We start from the raw sequence: 18,702 nt of genomic DNA on the forward strand, positions 1-18,702 counted from the left end.
CTTCTCTCTGCGATGCCGACGAATCGCATCTGCGTTAACTGCATCGGCGACTACTACGCGTGGACTTGTCCAGTACCATACTCCTTTGGTGAGTTGATGGACCGTCGTGCGCCAGTGGTGCCTTATTACCCGGGGGCGCGCGCGTTCAGGCCAGTTGTTGGAGCGTTTGGTCGCCCTTCATGCGCCGCACCTCGATGACATAGCGTGCGATGTCCGGTATTTGACCATCCACCACGATCTCGACCACTGGCTTGGCGGGACCTCCGCGGGCATTGACCGGATAATCCTGGATTCGCTTGAACACATCGATCCCCCTCGCATGAGGCATCGGAAAGGTGTTCCCCGAATTCATGTGGCACAACCAGAGGCTTGGAGCGTACGCACGGATGAATGGGCCGCTGTTAATGGTCAACACATCATGTTCGAGATGTCGGTAATCCCGCGCCCCGAGCAGGCCATGCAAGCGGTGTTCTTCCGCCCAGAAGAAGACCTTGCCATTGATGAGCCTGTACCAGGCTTCCGGCGTGGTTCCGTCTATCAGGGCCCGTGCCAAGCGTTCGGGAGGCATCGGCTTTTGATCCCGCAGCACAATTTCGCCTGGCGCTTGAGGAAGCACAGCCATCTTGCTGGTCCGTTGAACGGTCTCATATTGGCCGCGAGCCTGGCCGGTGACGCCGAAGTGGTCCAGTACAGCTGAGGCCGACATCAGGCCGCGGTCTCGGATACTGGGCCACGTATCGGCTTCGGCCATATGAAAGATTCTTGGATAAGCGTCAATCAGTTTTTCGATTTCCACGAGGTATCCGACGTGTTGAGCGGGCGGTCCAATTCCGACGGTCGATGACGGAGCGAAGATCGTTCGTTCCGTCAGGCTCTCGCGGGAACCGGGTGTTGATGAGTGAAACCGGTGCTTGTGCGACGCGCTCCAGTTCTTCGACGAACTTGATGGTGTCTTCAGTGAGCTGCTCGAAGCGGCGGGCCTTGCTGTTACGCGCGTCGATATAGTCTGCGAAAGTGAGGACGATGTCGGTGGGCGCATTGAGTGCACAAGCCTTGCGGAACTGATCCCATTCGAACCAGCCCACACGCCGTTTGCGTTTGGTGGTGGAGGTCTTCTCCGCCTTATTCAGAGCTTCACGGTCCAAGCCTGCTTTTTCAGCAATAGCATCAAAGGTTGTGCCGTGCTTGAGCGGCCCCGATGTGTGCCCCTGGTCCCCATCGGGATCACCCACGCGGATAGGCATGGGGCGAATGACCACCAGGATCTTCCGCACCCGACTCGGTGAGATGCCTGCCTCGGCCAAGCAGCCCGCTACATTGGTGTCGCGCGAGGTTACGAACGGGTAGGTGCCGTGGAACAAACTGAGGCCGCTGCCTTGTGTTCCCTCAAGCAAGATAGATTGTCCGTTGCGGTAGGCATCTTCGAGGCGATCGGCTGTGCAGCCATGGTAATGACCCTCTGTTCCCACATAGGGTCGAAGCTCAGGGATGTCGCGTGCCAGACGAACGCTGGGTTTGCCGCGCTCCAGAATCCGCCTCGCGGTTGCCGCTCCGCTGCCGCTACCCGTCGAAGCGATTGTACCTACCAGATGTTTGCCTTCAGCTTCTCGGTCGGCCGGTTCGATGATGGTGGCGCGAGGGTCGATAAATAAACGATCTGCCGTGAGCCCACAATCGGCGATCTCCTTGAGCAATCCAGGCAGCCAGATAGTCATCCCCGGTCCGAGTAGGAGCTTCGCTTTGACGTCACGGGCGCCGGACGGGATGTGGTGGTAGGTATAGGCGCCATCAGCACTGGCGACGGTATGGCCAGCATTGGGGCCACCGACCCGCACCATGACATCGTACTCACGAGCCAGATAGGAAACGACGTTGCCTTTGCCTTCGCTGCCATATTGACCACCCACGATGACGTCGACACAGCGCACGTCGGGCGGGGTGTAGAGGTGTAGACGGGCCGCAACGCGCACCAGCGTATCTTGAGCGTCGGTGCGGGTCGTTGAGATTCGCACGTCCGCGTCATCCCTCAGCGCAAGGATGTCCGATTGCTCTTTGAGATGGTCAATTGCCTCATAGGGAGGCGCGCCTAACTGTTGTCCGTCGGTCGATGCGTAGCGGGAGAGCAGCGTCTCCTGGCTCGCATATAGGTGCACATGAACGAGACTTGGCCCGAAGTGCTTGCGAAACTCCGCAACCTGGTTCGGATCGGTGACATGGTCGACGACGACTGGCTGCTCGGAGGGAATCCCCTTAAGGCCAGCAAGGACGCCCAAGACGACCCACCGGGAGTGGGTGTCGACATTTTGCTTCAAACCTTGCTCAATGAGGTGCTGTCGGTCGGCGGACGAGGGAGCGAGTTCTAGCTGGGCCGCTAAGAGGTCCCGGGTGCGAACCACAAAGAAACCGAACTCCTTCTCCAGCAAGGTCGCGAGACCAGTTTTGCCGCTGCAGGTTTTGCCACTGATAATGACGATCTGGCGGTCACTCATGCTTCGACTCTCCAGGCTTTCATAATGCGCTGGGCGATGTCTGCTGGTGATAGTGCAGAGGTATCAAAGGTGTGGTCGGCAACGCTGCCGAGGGATCTCGCAGTGATCTCGTTTGAGTGAGCGATCACCTCTGCGTACGGTGTGTCCCCCGGCTTGGCGCGTTCGTTGTAGCGCTGCTCAAGCACTGCTTCGGGCGCGGTGAGGTGGATATGTCGGATATGTGGGCCGAAGCGGTGCCGGAAATGCAGCACCTGTCGAGGTTTTCGAACAGCGTCGAGAAGCCAGTTCGAGTGTTCGGGAGCACGATCGACCGTTGGAGCGGCGACTTCGTCGACGATCCAGGTGAAGTCGGTTTCGTCGTCCAGCCGGTCGCCTAACTCCTGCAGCTGATGTTTTTCTCCGTCGGCTGAGAGCGATTGCCCGTAAGACCGGAGGTAGCCGCTGCTGCTAATGCGGCGAAATTGAAAGCTGTCTTCCAATTCTTTGGCGATAGCCGATTTCCCGGCGCCCGAGGCGCCGCTCAACAAAAGCAGTTTTTCCATCGCACCGCCCCCCGAGGCTGTAGCCGCTGGCATTGCTGTTTTTTGAGTCAGCAAGATAGCTCGGACGAAGATCCGAGGAAATAGGATTATTTACTAATAATTTGTAGAGCTTTCCCAACAAAATACATTGGGGTTTTTGCTAGTCGTGCCGGATACTCGGCTACCTATATTGGTCCGCATAATCGGCGCGAATTCGGTGAGCTGGTCGCCGGGCGCTCGCCGGCCAAAAGCGGTAGTTCGCGCAGTTCCGATCAATGTTCGACCGAAGCGGCCAATTGCTGCAATCGGACGAGTATGCGATCTGCTCTTCGGTGAACTTGCTCTTCTTCACGGCATGACCTCCTGGTCTGATGACAACGTCATGCCAGAATTTTCCACCTCCAAATGGGATGGTTTTGTGGGCTAGGGTCATTCGGACGCATGCCGCGCGGCAGCAGTTCGTCGACGACGTCAAGCAGACTTCGCATGCGAGGCGTGTCGATCGAAGTGTCGCGTCCTGGTGTTGACGAGACACCAGCCGTCGTGCGGTGGGAGTGGGAGCGTCGGTGCGGTCGTCGGCGTCGAGGCAGCAGGGAGGGCGGCATAGCGGGGTGGATTCGCATTGTTCTGGGCCGGTGCGTGACTCTACCGCCACGCTCTGCTGCCCATAAGCGATCGCGATGCTCGCTCACGCTGGCGTCGGCAATCCGTCACCAGCAGGGCATCCTCAGCCGCTTAAGACACCGCGCGTGGGCCGTTATCGGATTCGTCCGAGGGTGCGGGAGTTGGCTCCGACAGACGCAACGATCGTCGGCACGCGCGCGGACGCACACACTATTCGGGCGCGCGGTCCCATCATAAATGTCGCGTCTCTAATAACTCTGCTTAGCGGCTTTGCGTTTATTACCAGAAATCCCTAAGAATCTACTTTAAGCCCCGATCGCACGGGCCTTCACCACCTAGCACTTACCTTCGGAGCCGTCATGGCACAAACTCCGGTTGATGTTCGACAGCTGCTGACCGCCACGGCCGCGAGCCTGTGGGCGACGTTCCTCGACAGTGCCGCACATGCTCGGCCAGACCACAGGGGCGGGCCGCGCGAGGCGCGCGTGCGGCAGTTTCTGCGCGAGCGCCTGCCGGCGAAGTGGGGTGTCACGCACGGGCACGTGTTCCGTGGCGATGTCACGTCGCCCGAATTCGATGTCCTCGTGTACGACGCACTCAACTGTCCGGGCTGGACGCTCGACGCGGGCGACGATCCGCGGCGTCTTGTCCCGCTGGACGCGGTGATCGGTGTTATCGAGGTCAAGTCTACGCTTGATTACCGCACACTTGCGGCGGCCGTCGACAAGCTTGCGCAGCTGGATGCCGCGCTCGCCGCAGAAGCTGCCCAGAACGGTCCCGCCGAGTACGCACCGTTTCGGCATGTCTTCGCGTACCGGCTTGATCCCGACGATGACTTTGACGGCTGGGGCAGGCCCGCCTATGCACTCACGCGGTACGCGGGAGCCCATACCCAGCCGGACGGGATCTTTGTGCTCGACAGTCACTTCTCAGTGCGGGTGAACGGTCACGGCATCGCCCATGCTTTCGGGCTGCATCGCGGCCAGACACCCCGGGAGATCTGGAATTCCACGTACGACCTCCAGAACGAGTCTATCCAGCGCGACCTCCAACTGGACCCCTCGTACTGCAACGATTACTTCACCACCGAGGCGAAGGATGGCCTGCTTTTGCTGGCCTTCCTGACCTACGTAATCCAGCGCGCCTCGCGCTACGAGCCAGCCGGCGTCGACTATGCTGACGAGTTCTGCCGCTGGGGCGGCCCTGCGCTCGGTGGCCTGCTGAACTTTCGCAGCCCACCCGACCCGGACTGTGCAGCCCTCACGGTCCCGCAGGCTTGATCGTGGCCGGCCTGATGGCCGTGGTCATGTGCGAGCCGTCCGCCAAGCTCGACGATGAATTGCAACTACAGCTGGAACGCCACGGCCTGGGCAATCCTGGTGCGGGAGGGGATGGCGATGATGGGACACCAGTGGCGTAGCGAGTACGACCGCACCGCGGTCGTGGTACTGCAATGCGGAGACGAACCTCGGTATAGTACGGGCGCCAGTTCACTGACGTGACCAAAACGACCGGCGGAGAGTCGGACGAGCGAAATTCTCAAGTTTCTACGTCGAAACTAGGAATACCCGAAGCGAGATATCGCTCATGTGGTTGAGCCGGCCGTGGGCTTTGTCGAGACTTCAATTCTTGAGAGAAATGATATGAACGCCTCTATCCCTCATCGTGAGGCACCAACCTTCGACTTGAGCCTACCCGTGCATCCCTTGGGCAGCTTCCCGTCGCGTTGGGATATTTGCCGGACCAACTGAGAGGAATCATGACGCGCGTCCGTCGCCTTGAAATTCGCAATTTCCGCTCGATACAGACGCTCGATTGGACACCGTCCAACGGCGTGAACTGCCTTATTGGCCCGGGTGACAGCGGCAAATCGACCATCCTTGATGCCATCGACCTGTGCCTTGGAGCGCGGAGGAGCGCACCTTTCGGCGACACGGACTTCTTCGGCCTGGGCGTCACCCGGACCATCACGATTGCGATCACGCTCGGCGCACTACCCGACGCGCTGAAGAACATCGACACCTACGGAGAGTTCCTTCGCGGATTTGACCTCGGCACCGGGCTGCTTGAAGACGAGCCGCGCGCAGGTCTAGAAACGGTTCTGACGCTGAGGCTCGAGGTCAACGGCGACCTCGAGCCGAATTGGACGCTCTACTCCGACCGAGCCGCCCACCAGCAACTGGAACGGTCTCTGGCCTGGAAGGACCGCAGCCTCCTAGCACCAGCCCGAATCGGCACCTACGCAAACACGAACCTTTCTTGGGCTAGGGGCTCCGTCTTGAACCGGCTCACGGAAGAGCGCGCGAACCTTGGCTCGGAACTCGCCGGCGCGGCACGTGCCGCCCGGGCCACCTTCGGCGCTCAAGCTGGCCCTCAACTTGCCCAGACCTTGCAAGTGGTCACCCAGACAGCGACCGGCCTAGGCGTAGCCGTCGGTGCGAGCGCTCAGGCGCTACTCGATGCTCACTCGGTGTCGATTGGCGACGGTGCTATCGCACTCCACAGCGAGATCGGCATTCCTCTGCGGTCGCTGGGTACCGGTTCGGGGCGGCTCCTTGTCGCGGGGTTGCAAAGAGCCGCAGCGGCGGCCGCCACAGTCGCGCTGGTAGACGAAGTTGAGTACGGACTTGAGCCACACCGGCTCATGCGACTGCTCGACTCACTCGGAGCGAAGGACGCGACGCAGCCGCTGCAGGTCTTTATGACAACCCATTCACCGGTGACGCTCAGGGAGCTCGCTGGCAATCAGCTTTTCGTCGTGCGCCAGCGTTCAGGCATCCACACGGCCACATGCGCCGGTACGGACGACGGCATCCAGGGCACATTGCGCAAGGCGGCCGAGGCCTTCCTGTCCAAGTCCGTCATCGTCTGCGAAGGCGCCAGCGAGGTCGGATTCGCCCGCGGGATGGACCAGTGGTGGGTCCACTGTGGCGCGACGTCATTCCTGGCCGACGGAGGCTCATACGTGGACGCGGGCGGAGGAAGCCCCGACCAATGCTTCACACGAGGGGAGGTGTTCCTCAAGTTGGGCTATCGCGTCCTCGTCTTTGTCGACGCGGACAAGCCAGTTTCAACCGTCGGACTCGTCGAAAGATTCGTTGCGGCTGGCGGCCAGTACCTCACCTGGCGGCCAGGCTTGGCACTCGAGGACGAGCTATTCCTCCATTCAAGCAATGACGCGGTGCACGCGCTGCTGAATAAGGCGGATGAGATGGTCGGCCGCGAACTCATGGCCGAGCACATCAAGTCGAAGTCGAACGGGCAGGTCACCTTGGATGCCATAGAGGCCGAACGGTTGAATGGCGGCTACACACCTGCGAGCCGAGCATTGCTCGGACTTGCCGCTCGCAATAACAAGAACGGTTGGTTCAAGTCGGTGAGCGGCTTCCAGGAAATCGCCAAGGACGTCGTCGGCCCTCATATAGCGAATGCAGAGCCGGGCTTCGTCGAAATTACGAACCTGCTCTGGGAGTGGACGAGTGCCGCCGCCTGAAATCGACATCTTTCAGGCGCGCCTAGGCTCGGTTACCGCCCCAGCCGGATGCGGCAAGACCCAACTCATCGCGGACGCGCTGAGTCAGCACACCGACAATAAGCCAGTCTTGGTGCTGACGCACACCAACGCTGGAGTCGCCGCTCTACGCGCTAGGCTCCTGCATGGCGGCATCCCGAGCTCAGCGCACCGGGTGTCGACCATCGACGGTTTCGCTATGCGGCTAGCGGGCAAGTTTCCGCTCCGCGCGGGCCTCGACGCGCGCGTTCTCGAACTGGCCAACCCGAATACCGACTACTCCGCTATCCGAGGTGCCGTACAAGGGCTCTTACAGGCCGGTCACATCAGTGACCCCATAACCTCGACATATTCGCGCTTGCTGGTCGACGAGTATCAGGACTGCAACACCGCGCAGCACGCCATCGTTTGTTCCATCGCGCAGATACTGCCCACTTGCATCCTTGGTGACCCGATGCAGGCGATATTCGGCTTTCGCGACCCCCTGGTCCACTGGGAACGTGAGGCTCAAGCTGCGTTCCCTCCCATCGGCGCACTGCAGATCCCTTGGCGATGGCGACTCGCCGGCATGGACGCGCTGGGTGCCTGGCTACTACAAGCCCGCGCGTCATTGCAGGCTGGTCAACCCGTGGACCTAAGTGGAGCGCCAGAGGGAGTCCAGTGGGTTCAACTAACCAAAGGCACGGAGTTGCAGCAGCGACTAGTGGCCGCCCGGACAGAAGCTCCAAACCGAGATGGCCGCGTTCTCGTCATTGGCGACTCCGTCAATGTCAATGGTCGCCATCAACTCACCATGCAGACGCCGGGCGCTACTGCCGTCGAGGCGGTCGATCTGAGAGACCTGGTGAACTTCGCCCGCCAGTTCGATTTGGCAAGTCCCAACGCGCTGCGACAAATTGCCGAGTTCGCGACCTCACTGATGACCGGGGTGGGTGCTACAAACCTGCTCACGCGAGTCCAAACGATACGAGGCGGCCGAGCCCGCACGCCCGCGACACCTGCAGAAGCCGCAGCAGCGGCTTTCGTGGCGGCTCCCAGTCACACGACCTCTATTGACCTGCTCCAGTCCCTCGCGGACCAACGGGGTGCGCGTGTCTACCGACCCGAAGTGCTGCACTGCTGTATCTCAGCGCTTAGAGCAGCCGGGGGCGAAGGTGGGTTCATTGGCGCGGCGATTCAGGTCCGCGAGCGAAACCGCCATCTGGGTCGGCCGCTGGGTCGGCGCGCAGTGGGAAGCACGCTTCTTCTGAAAGGACTGGAGGCTGACGTCGCGGTCATTCTTGAGCCCGAGCGCATGACTGCGCAACACCTCTACGTGGCTCTTACGCGAGGCGCAAGGCGAGTCGTGGTTTGCTCGTCCACGCCTTTGCTAACGCCCGCCACGGGCCGCTAGCGAACGCTCATTCAGCAACTGAGCTCACCTTCTCAATGGTGACGTGCGGGCCCTCGACGACCGCTCCGCGCCCAAATCGGACGTGCACTACAGGACACCGAGCTTCTGCTCCCGCTGCACAGCGGACCTTGATTGATGGAGCGCGTGTGACAGCAATGGGTCGATCTGCGCCGGTCGTGCGTCACAGGGCGGCGGCCGGCCGCGTTCGGCCAGGAGCAGACGGTCGACACGGTCGCGAATAATGATGACAATTTCCTACGAGTATCCCAACGACGGGAAACTCGGACCAGAATTCGGGCTTCGCATTCGTGCCCAGCACGGCTTTGCGGTGCGCATCGCCCAGGCTACGAGAGGACGTGAAAACTGGAGGACCGATCGCTGTCAGAAATCCACGATCATCTGCGTCTGCTCCGCTTGGAAAACGAAAGCTCACCCGTCAGTTCGGACAGGCCTTCGTCCTCGATGATGCGACTGCCGAATCTGTCGACTTCGACTCTAGGCGCGTCTTCCTCAGAAAACCAAATCAATGACACGGTGGTATCCGTTTTCGCATAGTGCCTGGCGAGTTCAGTGAGATCGAGCCCGACTTCCCAATCGTCGAACCATATGTCCTGCTCCACGGTGCCTTGTTCCGTACCGCTTTTTTCCAAGGCGCGCAGCCGCGCTGCAACGGAGGCATCGGGGATAGGTGACTTCGATGGAATCTTCGCACCCATCTGACGCAATGTCGTCGAGCGTGCGGCGTAGCGTATGCGCCCAGACTCCATTGTCACGAATGCACAGGGGAATGATGCAAACTGGGCGAAGCGCGAGCAGGCCGCGGGATACGATGTTTTGAACTCCTGAGCTAATTGTTGTATGGCGGCGAGGCTCGGTTCGTCGATGTCCCGAATGATCGCCTGGAACTGCTGCCAGGGCATGAGCAGTTCTGCGGCGAAGGTGTCGCAAAAGACTTCATTCTGGTCACGCTTGACATATCCCCATTGCGGAACAAGTTCGTGCCGGGAAGGAAGGCCAAGTACGATGTGTGCAATCTCATGGCAAATCGTAAACCGTTGCCGCTCATCGGGTTCGTCTGAGTTGACGGTGATGTGTGTCTTGCCCCTGATGGTGACGGTAGTGCCCGATTGTCCCGAGCCCAAGTCCTCCACATGCAATCGGGCGTTGGCCTTCTTGATGTATGGCGTGAGATCGTTTCGGATGTTCGATAGATCCAGGTCTGAAATCCAGTCGCGTGCGATGCGCTGAACATCCTGATCATCCACGGCCTACTCCTCGTCGTCTTCGGCTTCGTAAAGACGCTTGACCCGTTCGATGAGTTTTTCAGGAGTGGGGCGAGCGTCGCCTCGAAATCGCATTCCCGCGGCGGAGATGAAGTAGTCCACCGGAATCTCCGCGTGGTCAAGCACATATTTGACCAATTCCACCGACGCGTCCGCATGATCCGCGAGCCACTTGACCATCGCAGCATCGCGTTCTGGCGCTTTCAGCGCGCGTATCAGCTTGGCCAAAGTGTCGGGCGTCGGGTTGGTTTTCTCGCCGCTCTCAAGGCGATTGATGTAGGCGTTATCCACATCGCTGAGTTCGCTTAATTCGCGCTGTGAGAGCGTTCGGCGTTCACGCAGCGCTCGCAGCGCTGCGCCTAGGCCGGTCTGGGGCATCAGGTTTCTCCGAAATCAATATTCACAAGCGACAGACGGTAGCTCGCAGTCGTCATCTCGGCCGAGCCACGCCCAGTGGCCCATGAGCAGGCAAATACGGACGCACCGCGTCCTCTGCTTGACAGCAGCAAAAAGTTCTGCCAGGCTGTTGTCTAGCCAGACAACGGATGCACTTGCTCCAATATGCCGCGTCTGCGCATAAAACGAGGCGAGGTTGTTTGTCTGGACAACAAGTCTGCCATGCCCCTCGCACGATCGCAATCATGTTTTTGCGTGAGGTGTTCGATGGAACCCCAATTATTTGAACTGTTTTTGCACGGCTGCGGGGACCCGCAGGTAATCGAGGCGGCAGGCGACGAGCTGCTGAAGGACGTGCTCGCGCGCCACAACGCGCTGCCCGGAGATGGCGAGTTCGTTTTCGTAGGAGAGGCCGAGGAGGCGCGTACCGACGTAGATGGCGAGTGCGACACTCACGGGCCGGCCGACGTGAGTTTGACCGTGCTGGCACTCCTGCTGCCTGAGAAGCGGCACATTCACACGAAGGCGGCACGTAGCGTCACGGTGATGGTGAATTACAACGGCCAGAAGCCCAAGCGCCACTTTTCTCCCGCCGCGACGATTGAAACCGTCACGGTGTGGGCCAAGAAGCGCTTTCATATCGACGACGCCGATGGTGCAGAACTGGTGCTGGAACTGGAGCCGTCCAAGGAAATTCCGCGAATCGACCAGCACCTTGGCGAGCTTCTGCGTCCCGGGCAGCATGCGCTCGAGTTCAACCTGGTCAAAGAAGTCAATCCGCAGGGCTGACCATGTCGACGAACGCGCAGCGGCTGCTTGAGGCGGAACTGACGGGGGGGCGTTTTCGCGCTGGTGTTGCGGGGGGCCGCTGGGCGCTCGCAACGCCGGTGTCAGGACTTGTCTGGCCTTACGTCGATACATGGATCACGGCAGGGATTCGACCCAACAGCCCGGATCAGTGGATGGTGCGATGGAATGTTGACCAATACGGCAGCCAAGCCAGCACGGGCGGTTTTTGGGATCCGGGCACGGGCACCTTCCTCGCTCCTGAAAAATGGCCCAAAGGCCGATCCGGTTCTACCGTTGCGTCAGTGTTCAAGGTCGCCGGATGGGCCGCGCCTGGTCGTGGTTTCTATCACCATTACGACCGGCTCGCGATTCCGGGACACCCCTGGACGAAGGATGCATGGAATCCGACCGTGAAGCTGACTGATTTCATCACGCTCATCTATCGTTGGCTCAACTGCGGGGACTATCTTGGCCAATAGCGACCAGATCGAAATCCCGCTCATGCTGTGGCGTCGGCTGGTGCGCCAGCTCGCTTCACGTAGCCGCGGCCGACGGGAATCCGGAGCGTTTCTCCTCGGTCGGCAGAATGCCCCCAAGCGCCAGGTCGTCGATTTCATTTGCTATGACGATCTGGACCCCAAGGCGCTGAGTCACGGGATCGTCGAGTTCCATCGGACGGGCTTCTCCTCTTTGTGGGAAGTCTGCAACAGGCGCGGGCTGCATGTGCTAGCTGACGTGCATACGCACCCGACGCCGGATGTCCGGCAGAGCTCGGTAGACAAAGCCAACCCGATGATCCCGATCGCCGGGCACGTCGCCTTGATCCTGCCGAGCTTCGGCGACACGTCGTTGTGGTCGCTTTCGAGGGTGGGCATTCACCGCTTTCTCGGGAAGCGCCAGTGGCGGTCTTTCGACGCAGGGAATGCGAATGCCCCCGTGCGTCTCTCCTTGTGGTGATGCAATGATCGAAATATCGGAGCTTCCAGGCAATTTGTCCCGTATCGACAAAATCTGGCTTGACCGTGACGGGACCGCACCGAAAGAATCCCGGATCGCACGTGCGGCTCGCCGATTGCAAATCGTAGTCGGCGCCGACGTTGCAAATTCCCATGCAAAGCAGGTGGCGCTCCTTACGGTGGTAAATCTCGCCGTAAAGTGCTTTGCTGCTCCGGTGCAGGTGATCGCGCCGGACAGCGTATGGGCGGCACGGACACTCGTGCGCGTCAGCTTGCAGTCGACGCTGGGGAACGCGCTGGAGGAACTCGGTGGGCAGCGTCACCTTGAAGGCGTCGATCCCGACCGGGTTCACATCGTGCTGGGTGATGCGGACCCGCGAAGGCTTTCCCTACGCATTACCTTTGATGGCTGGAAAGTGAGTGTCGGGCCTGCGGCGCAGGTCGCGCGGCTTCCTGAGCGTCCATGGTGTGCGCTGGCACCGCTTGCCGCTGCAGCCGTGGCGGTGGGCGAGGTGTTTGCTTCGTTCGCGCGTATTAGCGTAGCGGCTGCACGCCGCGCCATCGGATTTTCGTTGTGGCGACCGGACTTGCCGGATGATTCGTCCGACTCGATTGGGGGCGCCATTGACGAAGCCCCGGTGGAGCTTTCCTGCTTCGGGTTGGGCCACCTTGGACAAGCCTACCTTTGGGCACTCGCATGTCTGCCGTTTTCTACCACCAAAGGCTCAAGAATCTATCTATGCGACGACGACCTGGTCGAATCGCCGAATCTGGAAACGGGCGCTCTATTGAATAGCGACACGCTCGGACACCCCAAGACTCGTGTGGTTTCGGAATGGCTTATGAAGCGCGGATTCGATACCCGGCTGATTGAGCGGTTCGTAGATGGGAATTATCGTCGAAGTGATCGTGAGCCCGTGATTGCGCTGTCGGGATTCGACGACAACGAGGCGCGTCAGTGGTTAACCCAAGCGGGCTTTCCGTTGATCTTCGATTCGGGCTTGGGCGGCGAAGTCGGAACTTTCGATTCCGTAGCTGTGCATACGTGGCCGAACCGGCGGCCTGCGGCTGACTTGTGGCCACTTGAGAGCGCGCAGGCGCGCCGGGAAAGGGAAGAACGGGCGCGTCGCCGGGCGGAGGCGAACCAGGGCTACGGCGCGCTTGCGCCGGACGAATGCGGTCGCGTTCTGGTCGCAGGCAAGTCAGTCGCGGTTCCGTTCGTCGGCGCTGTGTCATCTGCTTTTGTTCTATCGGAGATGCTGCGCACGCTTAACGCTGGCCCCGCCTTCTATGACGCGAGGTTTAGGGTATGCGCGCTCTCTGACCGCGCCCTGACCGCATCGCTACGGTCCGGGCAGGCAGAACCCGTGAGCGGCATTCGTTGCCAGCAACTCGCTTGTTCCTGAGATCCTCGGAGATCAGCCAGACTGAATTTATCAAAGGAAGCTTCGTGGCCGAGACACAGCGTCTTGTCGGACGCATGCATATAGCGACGTCGAAAGGCTGCTTTGGAGAAGTCCGAAGGTCGCTTGTGGGTCGATCTGCGCCGGTCGTGCGTCACAGGGCGGCGGCCGGCCGCGTTCGGCCATGAAGAGATCTTCATTCGATAGGGCGCCAGGTCATTGAAACGGCGGCTCTACATCCGCAAGCGGTCACTTGATCGCCGAGAGTCGACGTTGCACAATCAATCTATGATCAATATTAGAGGACTCGGTCGTACGTTAATATAGGCCACAACAAAGGCTGGATCGACGGTCACGGCATCAAGCCAACGGACAGCCCCCTGTGTATCGGGAAAAATGGCGAAGCCAAAACGAAACAAGAACGTAAAAGCCTGCCCAAATGCCGACCGATGGATGCGAGAGCACTCGGATGCGGCCGACAACCTCAAGCGAATTATCAAGCACATGGACGACCGCTATGAGGGAGGCAACCAAGGCTATATCAATCGAGCCACGAACTTCGTGGAGTACCGGTATGACCCGCTCGAGGGAGAACATCACTTCCGCCACGTCCAGCTCTTCGCGCGGCAAAAACACGTCGTTGTCCGCTTCACTGTGTTCGCGAAGCGTAGGGGAAAGGGCCCCGGGATCAGCAAAACGCTGAAGGACGCGCAGGGTAACGACTATTTCGCGCTGGAATTCCCGGTGGCGGCAGACACGAGCCTCGATGAATTGGACGCATACTTGCGCACGACGGCGACCTTTTCGCGAGACCGGACGATGCCCACGTCACGCGGCCCAGCCGGACGCAGATCGCACGAAGCACGTACGAGCCCAGGCAAGCGAGCAACTCGAGATGCGATCGATCGCGCTGAACAAGCAGCTGCCTCGGAGCTCGCCGAGCCGATTGCATCCGAGGACGACGCGCGCGAGCGCGAACTGCGTGCGGTGTTTCTGCGCCGCGGACAAGGGAAGTTCAGAAAAGCTCTGCTCAATGCCTATGAGAAGCGGTGTGCCGTCACGGGCTGCACCATGGAGGATGTACTCGAGGCGGCCCACATCATCCCCTATAACGGCGACGACACGAACCGGTGCGACAACGGGCTATTGCTGCGCGCAGACATTCACACGCTCTTCGATCTGGGCCTCTTGTGGGTCAATCGAGAAATGAAGGTTGAAATCGCAAATGCCTTGCAACGTACGGAGTACGGAGAACTTCATGGGAAGGGGCTGCGTCTGCCGACAGATCCCGCATTGCGACCGCATCCCGAGCATCTGGAGCGTCACGCACAGATCACCGTCAAACTGCGGGCGGCTCGGCGTTGACGTAGCGATCGCAATCGCACTCACCTCCTTCGCGGCCGTCACGGACTTCCGCCACGTTTACAATGAGGCGTGCGCTCTGATCGAGCGCGCTGGCGACGCAGATGGATGCTGGCTGACATCTCGGGTTCAATGAGTAGGGCGTGACGCATTCAACGGCCGAAAGACGTTCTAAAGCGAACGCCTGACTCGCTACTGTCCGAAGAACCGCTTCGGGTCGTTCAGAGTCGTTCGCGGCGCGCCAGAATGGCCATTCGCTGTCTCGTACAGCTCCTGACGTTGGGCTGAATGCGCAAGCAGGATAGGGAACCTTATCTCTACGGCGCGATTGCCCGCTCAAACTCGGCTGTCGCACAACGCGTGACTGCGGCCGCGGGGCGCTGCAGCAGCATCGCGGGGAGCTGACATTCTCACTTCGCAAACTGAGACAACTTTGCAATGGCCTATGGCTGTCATGCTGGCGATGCTGCGCAATTATCCGCTGGCGGCGCGCACGCATGTGAGGCCCGATGAGTTGCGCGACACTTGCGTCGGAAGGGATTTACCCGCGGGAGGCCACTTAGTGCGCATCCGAATCTCGCGCTCGCACTGGTTCCCGACGGCATTATGTGCGTTCCAAAGCTCGTTACGGATCGCTACATCGTAAGCCGTCAATAAACGACGCCCTACCAATGTTAGGCAGAAGGTCAGATGCTAAGTGTCCGCGTGGACACATGCACTCAGACCGAGATGACAGAGAAACAAGACCTTCGAAGCAGACTGGTGGTTGGCCGCAGACGGGATGGCCGGCGGGAATTTGATGAAGATGCCGTGCGGGAGCTGGTCGAGTTTTGCTTGAAGCCCGGGGTATCGATCGCCCGGGAGGCGATGGACCATGACGTCAATCCGAACCAGTTGCGCCGCTGGATCTCGCGCCATCAGCAGCAGACACTGCAAACACCAACGAGACCGGACCCGCTGGTGATAGACGGTGTATCGATCGACATCCCAGGACCAACGCGTCGTGCTCCGGTGAGTGAAGCGCAGGCATTTGTCCCTGTCGTCACCGTGCCATCGACAGTGCCGACCGTTTCCCCCGTACTGCCGCCGGGCACGTCGTTGATGGCGCTCTCGTTACATGTGCGCCTGTCGAATGGTGTCGAATTCGATCTTGGCGAGGCGAGCGTCGATGAGTTGGCCACGGTGATCCAAATGCTCGGGAGGCTGCCGTGTTCCGGTTCGACGAAGGGCTGAAGGTCTACCTGCATCGCGATCCGGTCGACTTCCGCATGGGCATCAACGGGCTGTCGATCCTGGTCGAACAGGCGATGCGCCTGAACCCAATGACCTCGACGCTGTTCGTCTTCGGCAACCGCCGTCGCGATCGCATCAAGATTCTCGGCTGGGGCGGCAACGGATTCTGGTTGCTGCTCAAGCGACTCGAAGCCGATCGCTTCATCTGGCCGAACGGAAGCGATACGATCACGCTCAGCGCCGAGCAGTTGCACTGGCTGCTAGACGGAATCGACCTGGCCGTGATCCAGAAGTATCCCCAGCGACATTACGCGCGGATGAGCTGAACACCACGAGGGCGACGTGGTCTAACCGGCCATGCCGAACAGCCCCGTCATGCCGAGTGTTGAGGAATACCAGGCACTACTCGCCGAACGCGATGCGCTGCGCGGTGAGCTTCGACTCGTGACGGCCCAGCGCGATCTGGCCGAAGAGAAGCTGCGGGCCTACAAGCACGAACTGTTCGGTGCATCGAGCGAGGCGCGCCATGCCGACCAGCTCGGCCTGTTCAACGAAGCAGAGGCACTTGCAGCGGCTACCGACGCGCCTGCTCGCGAGGACTTGCCCGGCACCTCGGTCGCCGCTCACACGCGAGGCAAGCGCGGGCGCAAACCACTCGATCCGAACCTGCCACGCGAGATCGTGCGGCACGAGCTGCCCGAGTCCGAACGGTTCTGCGCGCATGACGGCCAGGCCCTCGTCGAGATCGGCGTGGAAACGAGCGAACAGCTCGACGTGATTCCCGAGCAAGTGCGCGTCGTTCAACACCAGCGGGTCAAGTACGCCTGCCCGTGCTGCGATCTCGGTATAAAGGTTACGCCAGCACCGGCGCGCATCATTCCTCGCGGGCTGCTCACGGAATCCGCGCTGGCGTGGATCATCACTGGCAAATACCAGTACGGCATGCCCCTGTATCGCCAGGCCACGCTGCTGCGTCGCTTCGGCGGCGACATCTCGTCGAACACGCTGGCCGCCAGCGTGGTGCGGGTGGGACTGGCCACGCAGCCGGTGATCAACCTGATGCGCGACGCGCTGCTCGAATCAGACCTGATCTACGGCGACGAGACAACGTTCCAGGTGCTGAAGGAACCAGGGCGAAGGCCGCAGGCAAAGAGTTACCTGTGGGCTCAGGTCAACGGCTCAGGGCCGCCCATGCGGATGTTCTCTTACTCGCCGGGGCGCGGTGCCCAACATGCGCAGAAGCTCTATGCTGGTGTGCAGCCCGGCACTGCGCTGATGACGGACGGGTACGAGCTCTACAACGGCATCGCCCACGATCACCAGCTCGTGCACCTCGGATGTTGGGCCCACGTGCGCCGCGGCTTCATCAAAGCCGAGGAGTCCGTGCCGAAAGCAGCACGCTCGCCGGATCTGCTGGCGACGCGCTTCGTGATGCTGATCGGCAAGCTGTTCGCGGCCGAAGCACGCAGTGCGCGATGGAAACCAGAGCGGCGGCAGCGATTGCGTATCCGATACAGCGCCCGCGTGCTCGCTATCATCGAGCGCATGCTGATCGAGCATCTGCCGGGCGTCGTGCCGTCGAGTCTGCTCGGCAAGGCATTGCAGTACATGAGCGGACAGTGGCCCAAGCTGGTCCGATACGTCGGCAGCGGCAACTGGCCGATCTCGAACAACCCGTGTGAGAACGCGATCCGGCCGTTCGTCGTCGGCCGCAAGGGTTGGCTGTTCTCCGATACGGTCGCCGGCGCGCAGGCCAGTGCCAACCTGTACTCCCTCGTCGAGACGTGCAAGGCGAACGGCATTGAGCCGTATCGCTATCTGGTCTGGCTGTTCACCAGGTTGCCGCTCGCTGCAACCGCCGACGACTACGCCGACCTCATGCCTTGGAGAATGCCTGCCGCCATCAACCTCTGACGGGCGTCGTTAAAAGACCGCATACGCTACACCAACGACGGTGTGCCGTTGGTCGCGCGACAGCAAACTCCCGCTCGATCAAACTGGGCGGAATCTCATAGAGCGCTGCCTTGCCTCGATGGTCTCATCTTTGATGTTGCCCGATGCTTAGGAGCCTCGCTCGCGAAGCATCCACAGCGTCAGGTCTCGAATCTGATCGGTCGTGACGCGCTCGTGCAGGATCAGCGTGCGTAGGTAAACGGCGCCGATCAGGCAATGAAGTAGGGGCATTGGATCCGCCCCCTGCGACCACTCGCCCATTTTTGCGGCGCGGTCGAAAATCTGCTGAACCGCCGAAAAGCGGTTCGTCCACAACCTGCGCAGTTCGCCCGTCACGGCCGCGTCGTTGTACGTGGCCAGCACGAACTGAATGGCAGACCTGCCCACACCCGTTCGCAAGTAGCGCGCGGTTGCCGACAGCAGCGCGACGAGATCCGCGTGAAGCGAGCCCCGATCCGGTATCGCGATGTGCTCGGCAAAAAGCTCGAAGACGGCCTCCATCATCAGCCCTTCCTTGCTCTTCCAGCGGCGATAGATCGAACTCTCATGCACGCCCGCGAGCGCTGCGATGGCGCCGATGTTGAGCCCCTCGAAACCCGCCGCCTGCAATTGGGCAATCGTTGCGGAGATCACGGCTTCGCGGACACGTGCGCTGCGGCCGCCAAGGCGGCGACGTGGCGACGGCGATTCTTGTTCGGCTGACTTTGGCATGAGCAGATTTTACACATCGTTTCATCGACTGCCTGCCTCGTCACGGCAGTCCGGCCGCGACTACGACCACGCGACGGT

General features: G+C 60.7%; 17 protein-coding genes. 11 read left to right on the forward strand and 6 right to left on the reverse strand.

The window, feature by feature from the left end; all coding sequences use genetic code 11:
• Positions 1-145 precede the first annotated feature (145 nt).
• The 3 genes from LMA02_RS21170 to LMA02_RS21180 are packed head-to-tail and all read right to left on the reverse strand — an operon-like array spanning position 146 to position 3,031.
• The gene (locus LMA02_RS21170; protein WP_228909684.1) at positions 146-796 is read right to left on the reverse strand and encodes a DUF7002 family protein; all 651 of its coding nucleotides are present in this window, start codon (positions 794-796) and stop codon (positions 146-148) included.
• The gene (locus LMA02_RS21175) at positions 774-2,489 is read right to left on the reverse strand and encodes an adenylosuccinate synthetase (RefSeq protein WP_175035804.1); all 1,716 of its coding nucleotides are present in this window, start codon (positions 2,487-2,489) and stop codon (positions 774-776) included. Before LMA02_RS21175 ends, LMA02_RS21170 begins: the two co-directional genes overlap by 23 nt.
• Positions 2,486-3,031, reverse strand: a complete 546-nt coding sequence (locus LMA02_RS21180; protein ID WP_175850827.1) for an AAA family ATPase — start codon at positions 3,029-3,031, stop codon at positions 2,486-2,488. Before LMA02_RS21180 ends, LMA02_RS21175 begins: the two co-directional genes overlap by 4 nt.
• Positions 3,032-3,993: 962 nt before the next feature.
• Here LMA02_RS21180 and LMA02_RS21185 point away from each other — a divergent pair.
• The 3 genes from LMA02_RS21185 (at position 3,994) to LMA02_RS21195 (ending at position 8,538) form a co-directional block, all read left to right on the forward strand.
• The gene (locus LMA02_RS21185; RefSeq protein WP_228909685.1) at positions 3,994-4,914 is read left to right on the forward strand and encodes a DUF6602 domain-containing protein; all 921 of its coding nucleotides are present in this window, start codon (positions 3,994-3,996) and stop codon (positions 4,912-4,914) included.
• A 479-nt stretch (positions 4,915-5,393) separates the two neighbouring features.
• Entirely contained in the window at positions 5,394-7,127 is a 1,734-nt protein-coding gene (locus tag LMA02_RS21190; protein WP_228909686.1) for an ATP-dependent nuclease, read from the forward strand.
• Complete coding sequence (locus tag LMA02_RS21195; protein ID WP_228909687.1) at positions 7,114-8,538, forward strand: UvrD-helicase domain-containing protein; 1,425 nt, start codon at positions 7,114-7,116, stop codon at positions 8,536-8,538. The genes LMA02_RS21190 and LMA02_RS21195 overlap by 14 nt, the downstream gene beginning before the upstream one ends.
• A gap of 395 nt (positions 8,539-8,933) precedes the next feature.
• On the opposite strand, the gene LMA02_RS21200 is transcribed toward LMA02_RS21195, so the two are convergent.
• Positions 8,934-9,803, reverse strand: coding sequence for an ImmA/IrrE family metallo-endopeptidase (locus LMA02_RS21200; RefSeq protein ID WP_006752918.1), 870 nt, complete (start codon positions 9,801-9,803; stop codon positions 8,934-8,936).
• A gap of 3 nt (positions 9,804-9,806) precedes the next feature.
• The gene (locus LMA02_RS21205; protein ID WP_006752917.1) at positions 9,807-10,199 is read right to left on the reverse strand and encodes a helix-turn-helix domain-containing protein; all 393 of its coding nucleotides are present in this window, start codon (positions 10,197-10,199) and stop codon (positions 9,807-9,809) included.
• 285 nt (positions 10,200-10,484) lie between these two features.
• On the opposite strand from LMA02_RS21205, the gene LMA02_RS21210 reads away from it, so the two are divergent.
• From LMA02_RS21210 to tnpC, 8 genes are all read left to right on the forward strand, one after another.
• Positions 10,485-11,006 carry a hypothetical protein gene (locus LMA02_RS21210; protein ID WP_228909688.1) on the forward strand — a complete coding sequence of 174 codons (522 nt, stop codon included), beginning with the start codon at positions 10,485-10,487 and terminating at the stop codon, positions 11,004-11,006.
• 2 nt (positions 11,007-11,008) lie between these two features.
• Positions 11,009-11,485, forward strand: coding sequence for a DUF7665 family protein (locus LMA02_RS21215; RefSeq protein ID WP_144030380.1), 477 nt, complete (start codon positions 11,009-11,011; stop codon positions 11,483-11,485).
• Entirely contained in the window at positions 11,475-11,963 is a 489-nt protein-coding gene (locus tag LMA02_RS21220) for a Mov34/MPN/PAD-1 family protein (protein WP_006752914.1), read from the forward strand. Before LMA02_RS21215 ends, LMA02_RS21220 begins: the two co-directional genes overlap by 11 nt.
• Positions 11,964-11,967: 4 nt before the next feature.
• Complete coding sequence (locus LMA02_RS21225) at positions 11,968-13,368, forward strand: ThiF family adenylyltransferase (protein ID WP_228909689.1); 1,401 nt, start codon at positions 11,968-11,970, stop codon at positions 13,366-13,368.
• Positions 13,369-13,761: 393 nt separating this feature from the next.
• On the forward strand, positions 13,762-14,730 hold the full coding sequence (locus tag LMA02_RS21230) for an HNH endonuclease (RefSeq protein ID WP_228909690.1): 969 nt from the start codon (positions 13,762-13,764) through the stop codon (positions 14,728-14,730).
• A gap of 687 nt (positions 14,731-15,417) precedes the next feature.
• On the forward strand, positions 15,418-15,960 hold the full coding sequence (locus LMA02_RS21235) for a transposase (protein ID WP_228909691.1): 543 nt from the start codon (positions 15,418-15,420) through the stop codon (positions 15,958-15,960).
• Positions 15,936-16,286, forward strand: coding sequence for an IS66 family insertion sequence element accessory protein TnpB (gene tnpB / locus LMA02_RS21240; protein WP_228909692.1), 351 nt, complete (start codon positions 15,936-15,938; stop codon positions 16,284-16,286). Before LMA02_RS21235 ends, tnpB begins: the two co-directional genes overlap by 25 nt.
• Positions 16,287-16,317: 31 nt before the next feature.
• Complete coding sequence (tnpC, locus tag LMA02_RS21245; RefSeq protein WP_228909693.1) at positions 16,318-17,874, forward strand: IS66 family transposase; 1,557 nt, start codon at positions 16,318-16,320, stop codon at positions 17,872-17,874.
• A 147-nt stretch (positions 17,875-18,021) separates the two neighbouring features.
• Here tnpC and LMA02_RS21250 read toward each other — a convergent pair whose 3' ends face one another.
• Positions 18,022-18,624, reverse strand: a complete 603-nt coding sequence (locus LMA02_RS21250) for a TetR/AcrR family transcriptional regulator (RefSeq protein WP_228909694.1) — start codon at positions 18,622-18,624, stop codon at positions 18,022-18,024.
• Positions 18,625-18,702: the final 78 nt, after the last annotated feature.

The sequence above is a fragment of the Burkholderia sp. B21-005 genome (assembly GCF_020843965.1).
Lineage (GTDB): Bacteria > Pseudomonadota > Gammaproteobacteria > Burkholderiales > Burkholderiaceae > Burkholderia > Burkholderia ambifaria.

Excerpts from the sequence above, each read along its gene's own strand:
- LMA02_RS21175 (WP_175035804.1), bottom strand. The coding sequence starts at position 2,489 with ATGAGTGACCGCCAGATCGTCATTATCAGTGGCAAAACCTGCAGCGGC.
- LMA02_RS21180 (WP_175850827.1), bottom strand. The coding sequence starts at position 3,031 with ATGGAAAAACTGCTTTTGTTGAGCGGCGCCTCGGGCGCCGGGAAATCG.
- LMA02_RS21185 (WP_228909685.1), top strand. The coding sequence starts at position 3,994 with ATGGCACAAACTCCGGTTGATGTTCGACAGCTGCTGACCGCCACGGCC.
- LMA02_RS21190 (WP_228909686.1), top strand. The coding sequence starts at position 5,394 with ATGACGCGCGTCCGTCGCCTTGAAATTCGCAATTTCCGCTCGATACAG.
- LMA02_RS21205 (WP_006752917.1), bottom strand. The coding sequence starts at position 10,199 with ATGCCCCAGACCGGCCTAGGCGCAGCGCTGCGAGCGCTGCGTGAACGC.
- LMA02_RS21210 (WP_228909688.1), top strand. The coding sequence starts at position 10,485 with ATGGAACCCCAATTATTTGAACTGTTTTTGCACGGCTGCGGGGACCCG.
- LMA02_RS21215 (WP_144030380.1), top strand. The coding sequence starts at position 11,009 with ATGTCGACGAACGCGCAGCGGCTGCTTGAGGCGGAACTGACGGGGGGG.
- LMA02_RS21225 (WP_228909689.1), top strand. The coding sequence starts at position 11,968 with ATGATCGAAATATCGGAGCTTCCAGGCAATTTGTCCCGTATCGACAAA.
- LMA02_RS21230 (WP_228909690.1), top strand. The coding sequence starts at position 13,762 with ATGGCGAAGCCAAAACGAAACAAGAACGTAAAAGCCTGCCCAAATGCC.
- LMA02_RS21235 (WP_228909691.1), top strand. The coding sequence starts at position 15,418 with ATGCTAAGTGTCCGCGTGGACACATGCACTCAGACCGAGATGACAGAG.
- tnpC (WP_228909693.1), top strand. The coding sequence starts at position 16,318 with ATGCCGAACAGCCCCGTCATGCCGAGTGTTGAGGAATACCAGGCACTA.
- LMA02_RS21250 (WP_228909694.1), bottom strand. The coding sequence starts at position 18,624 with ATGCCAAAGTCAGCCGAACAAGAATCGCCGTCGCCACGTCGCCGCCTT.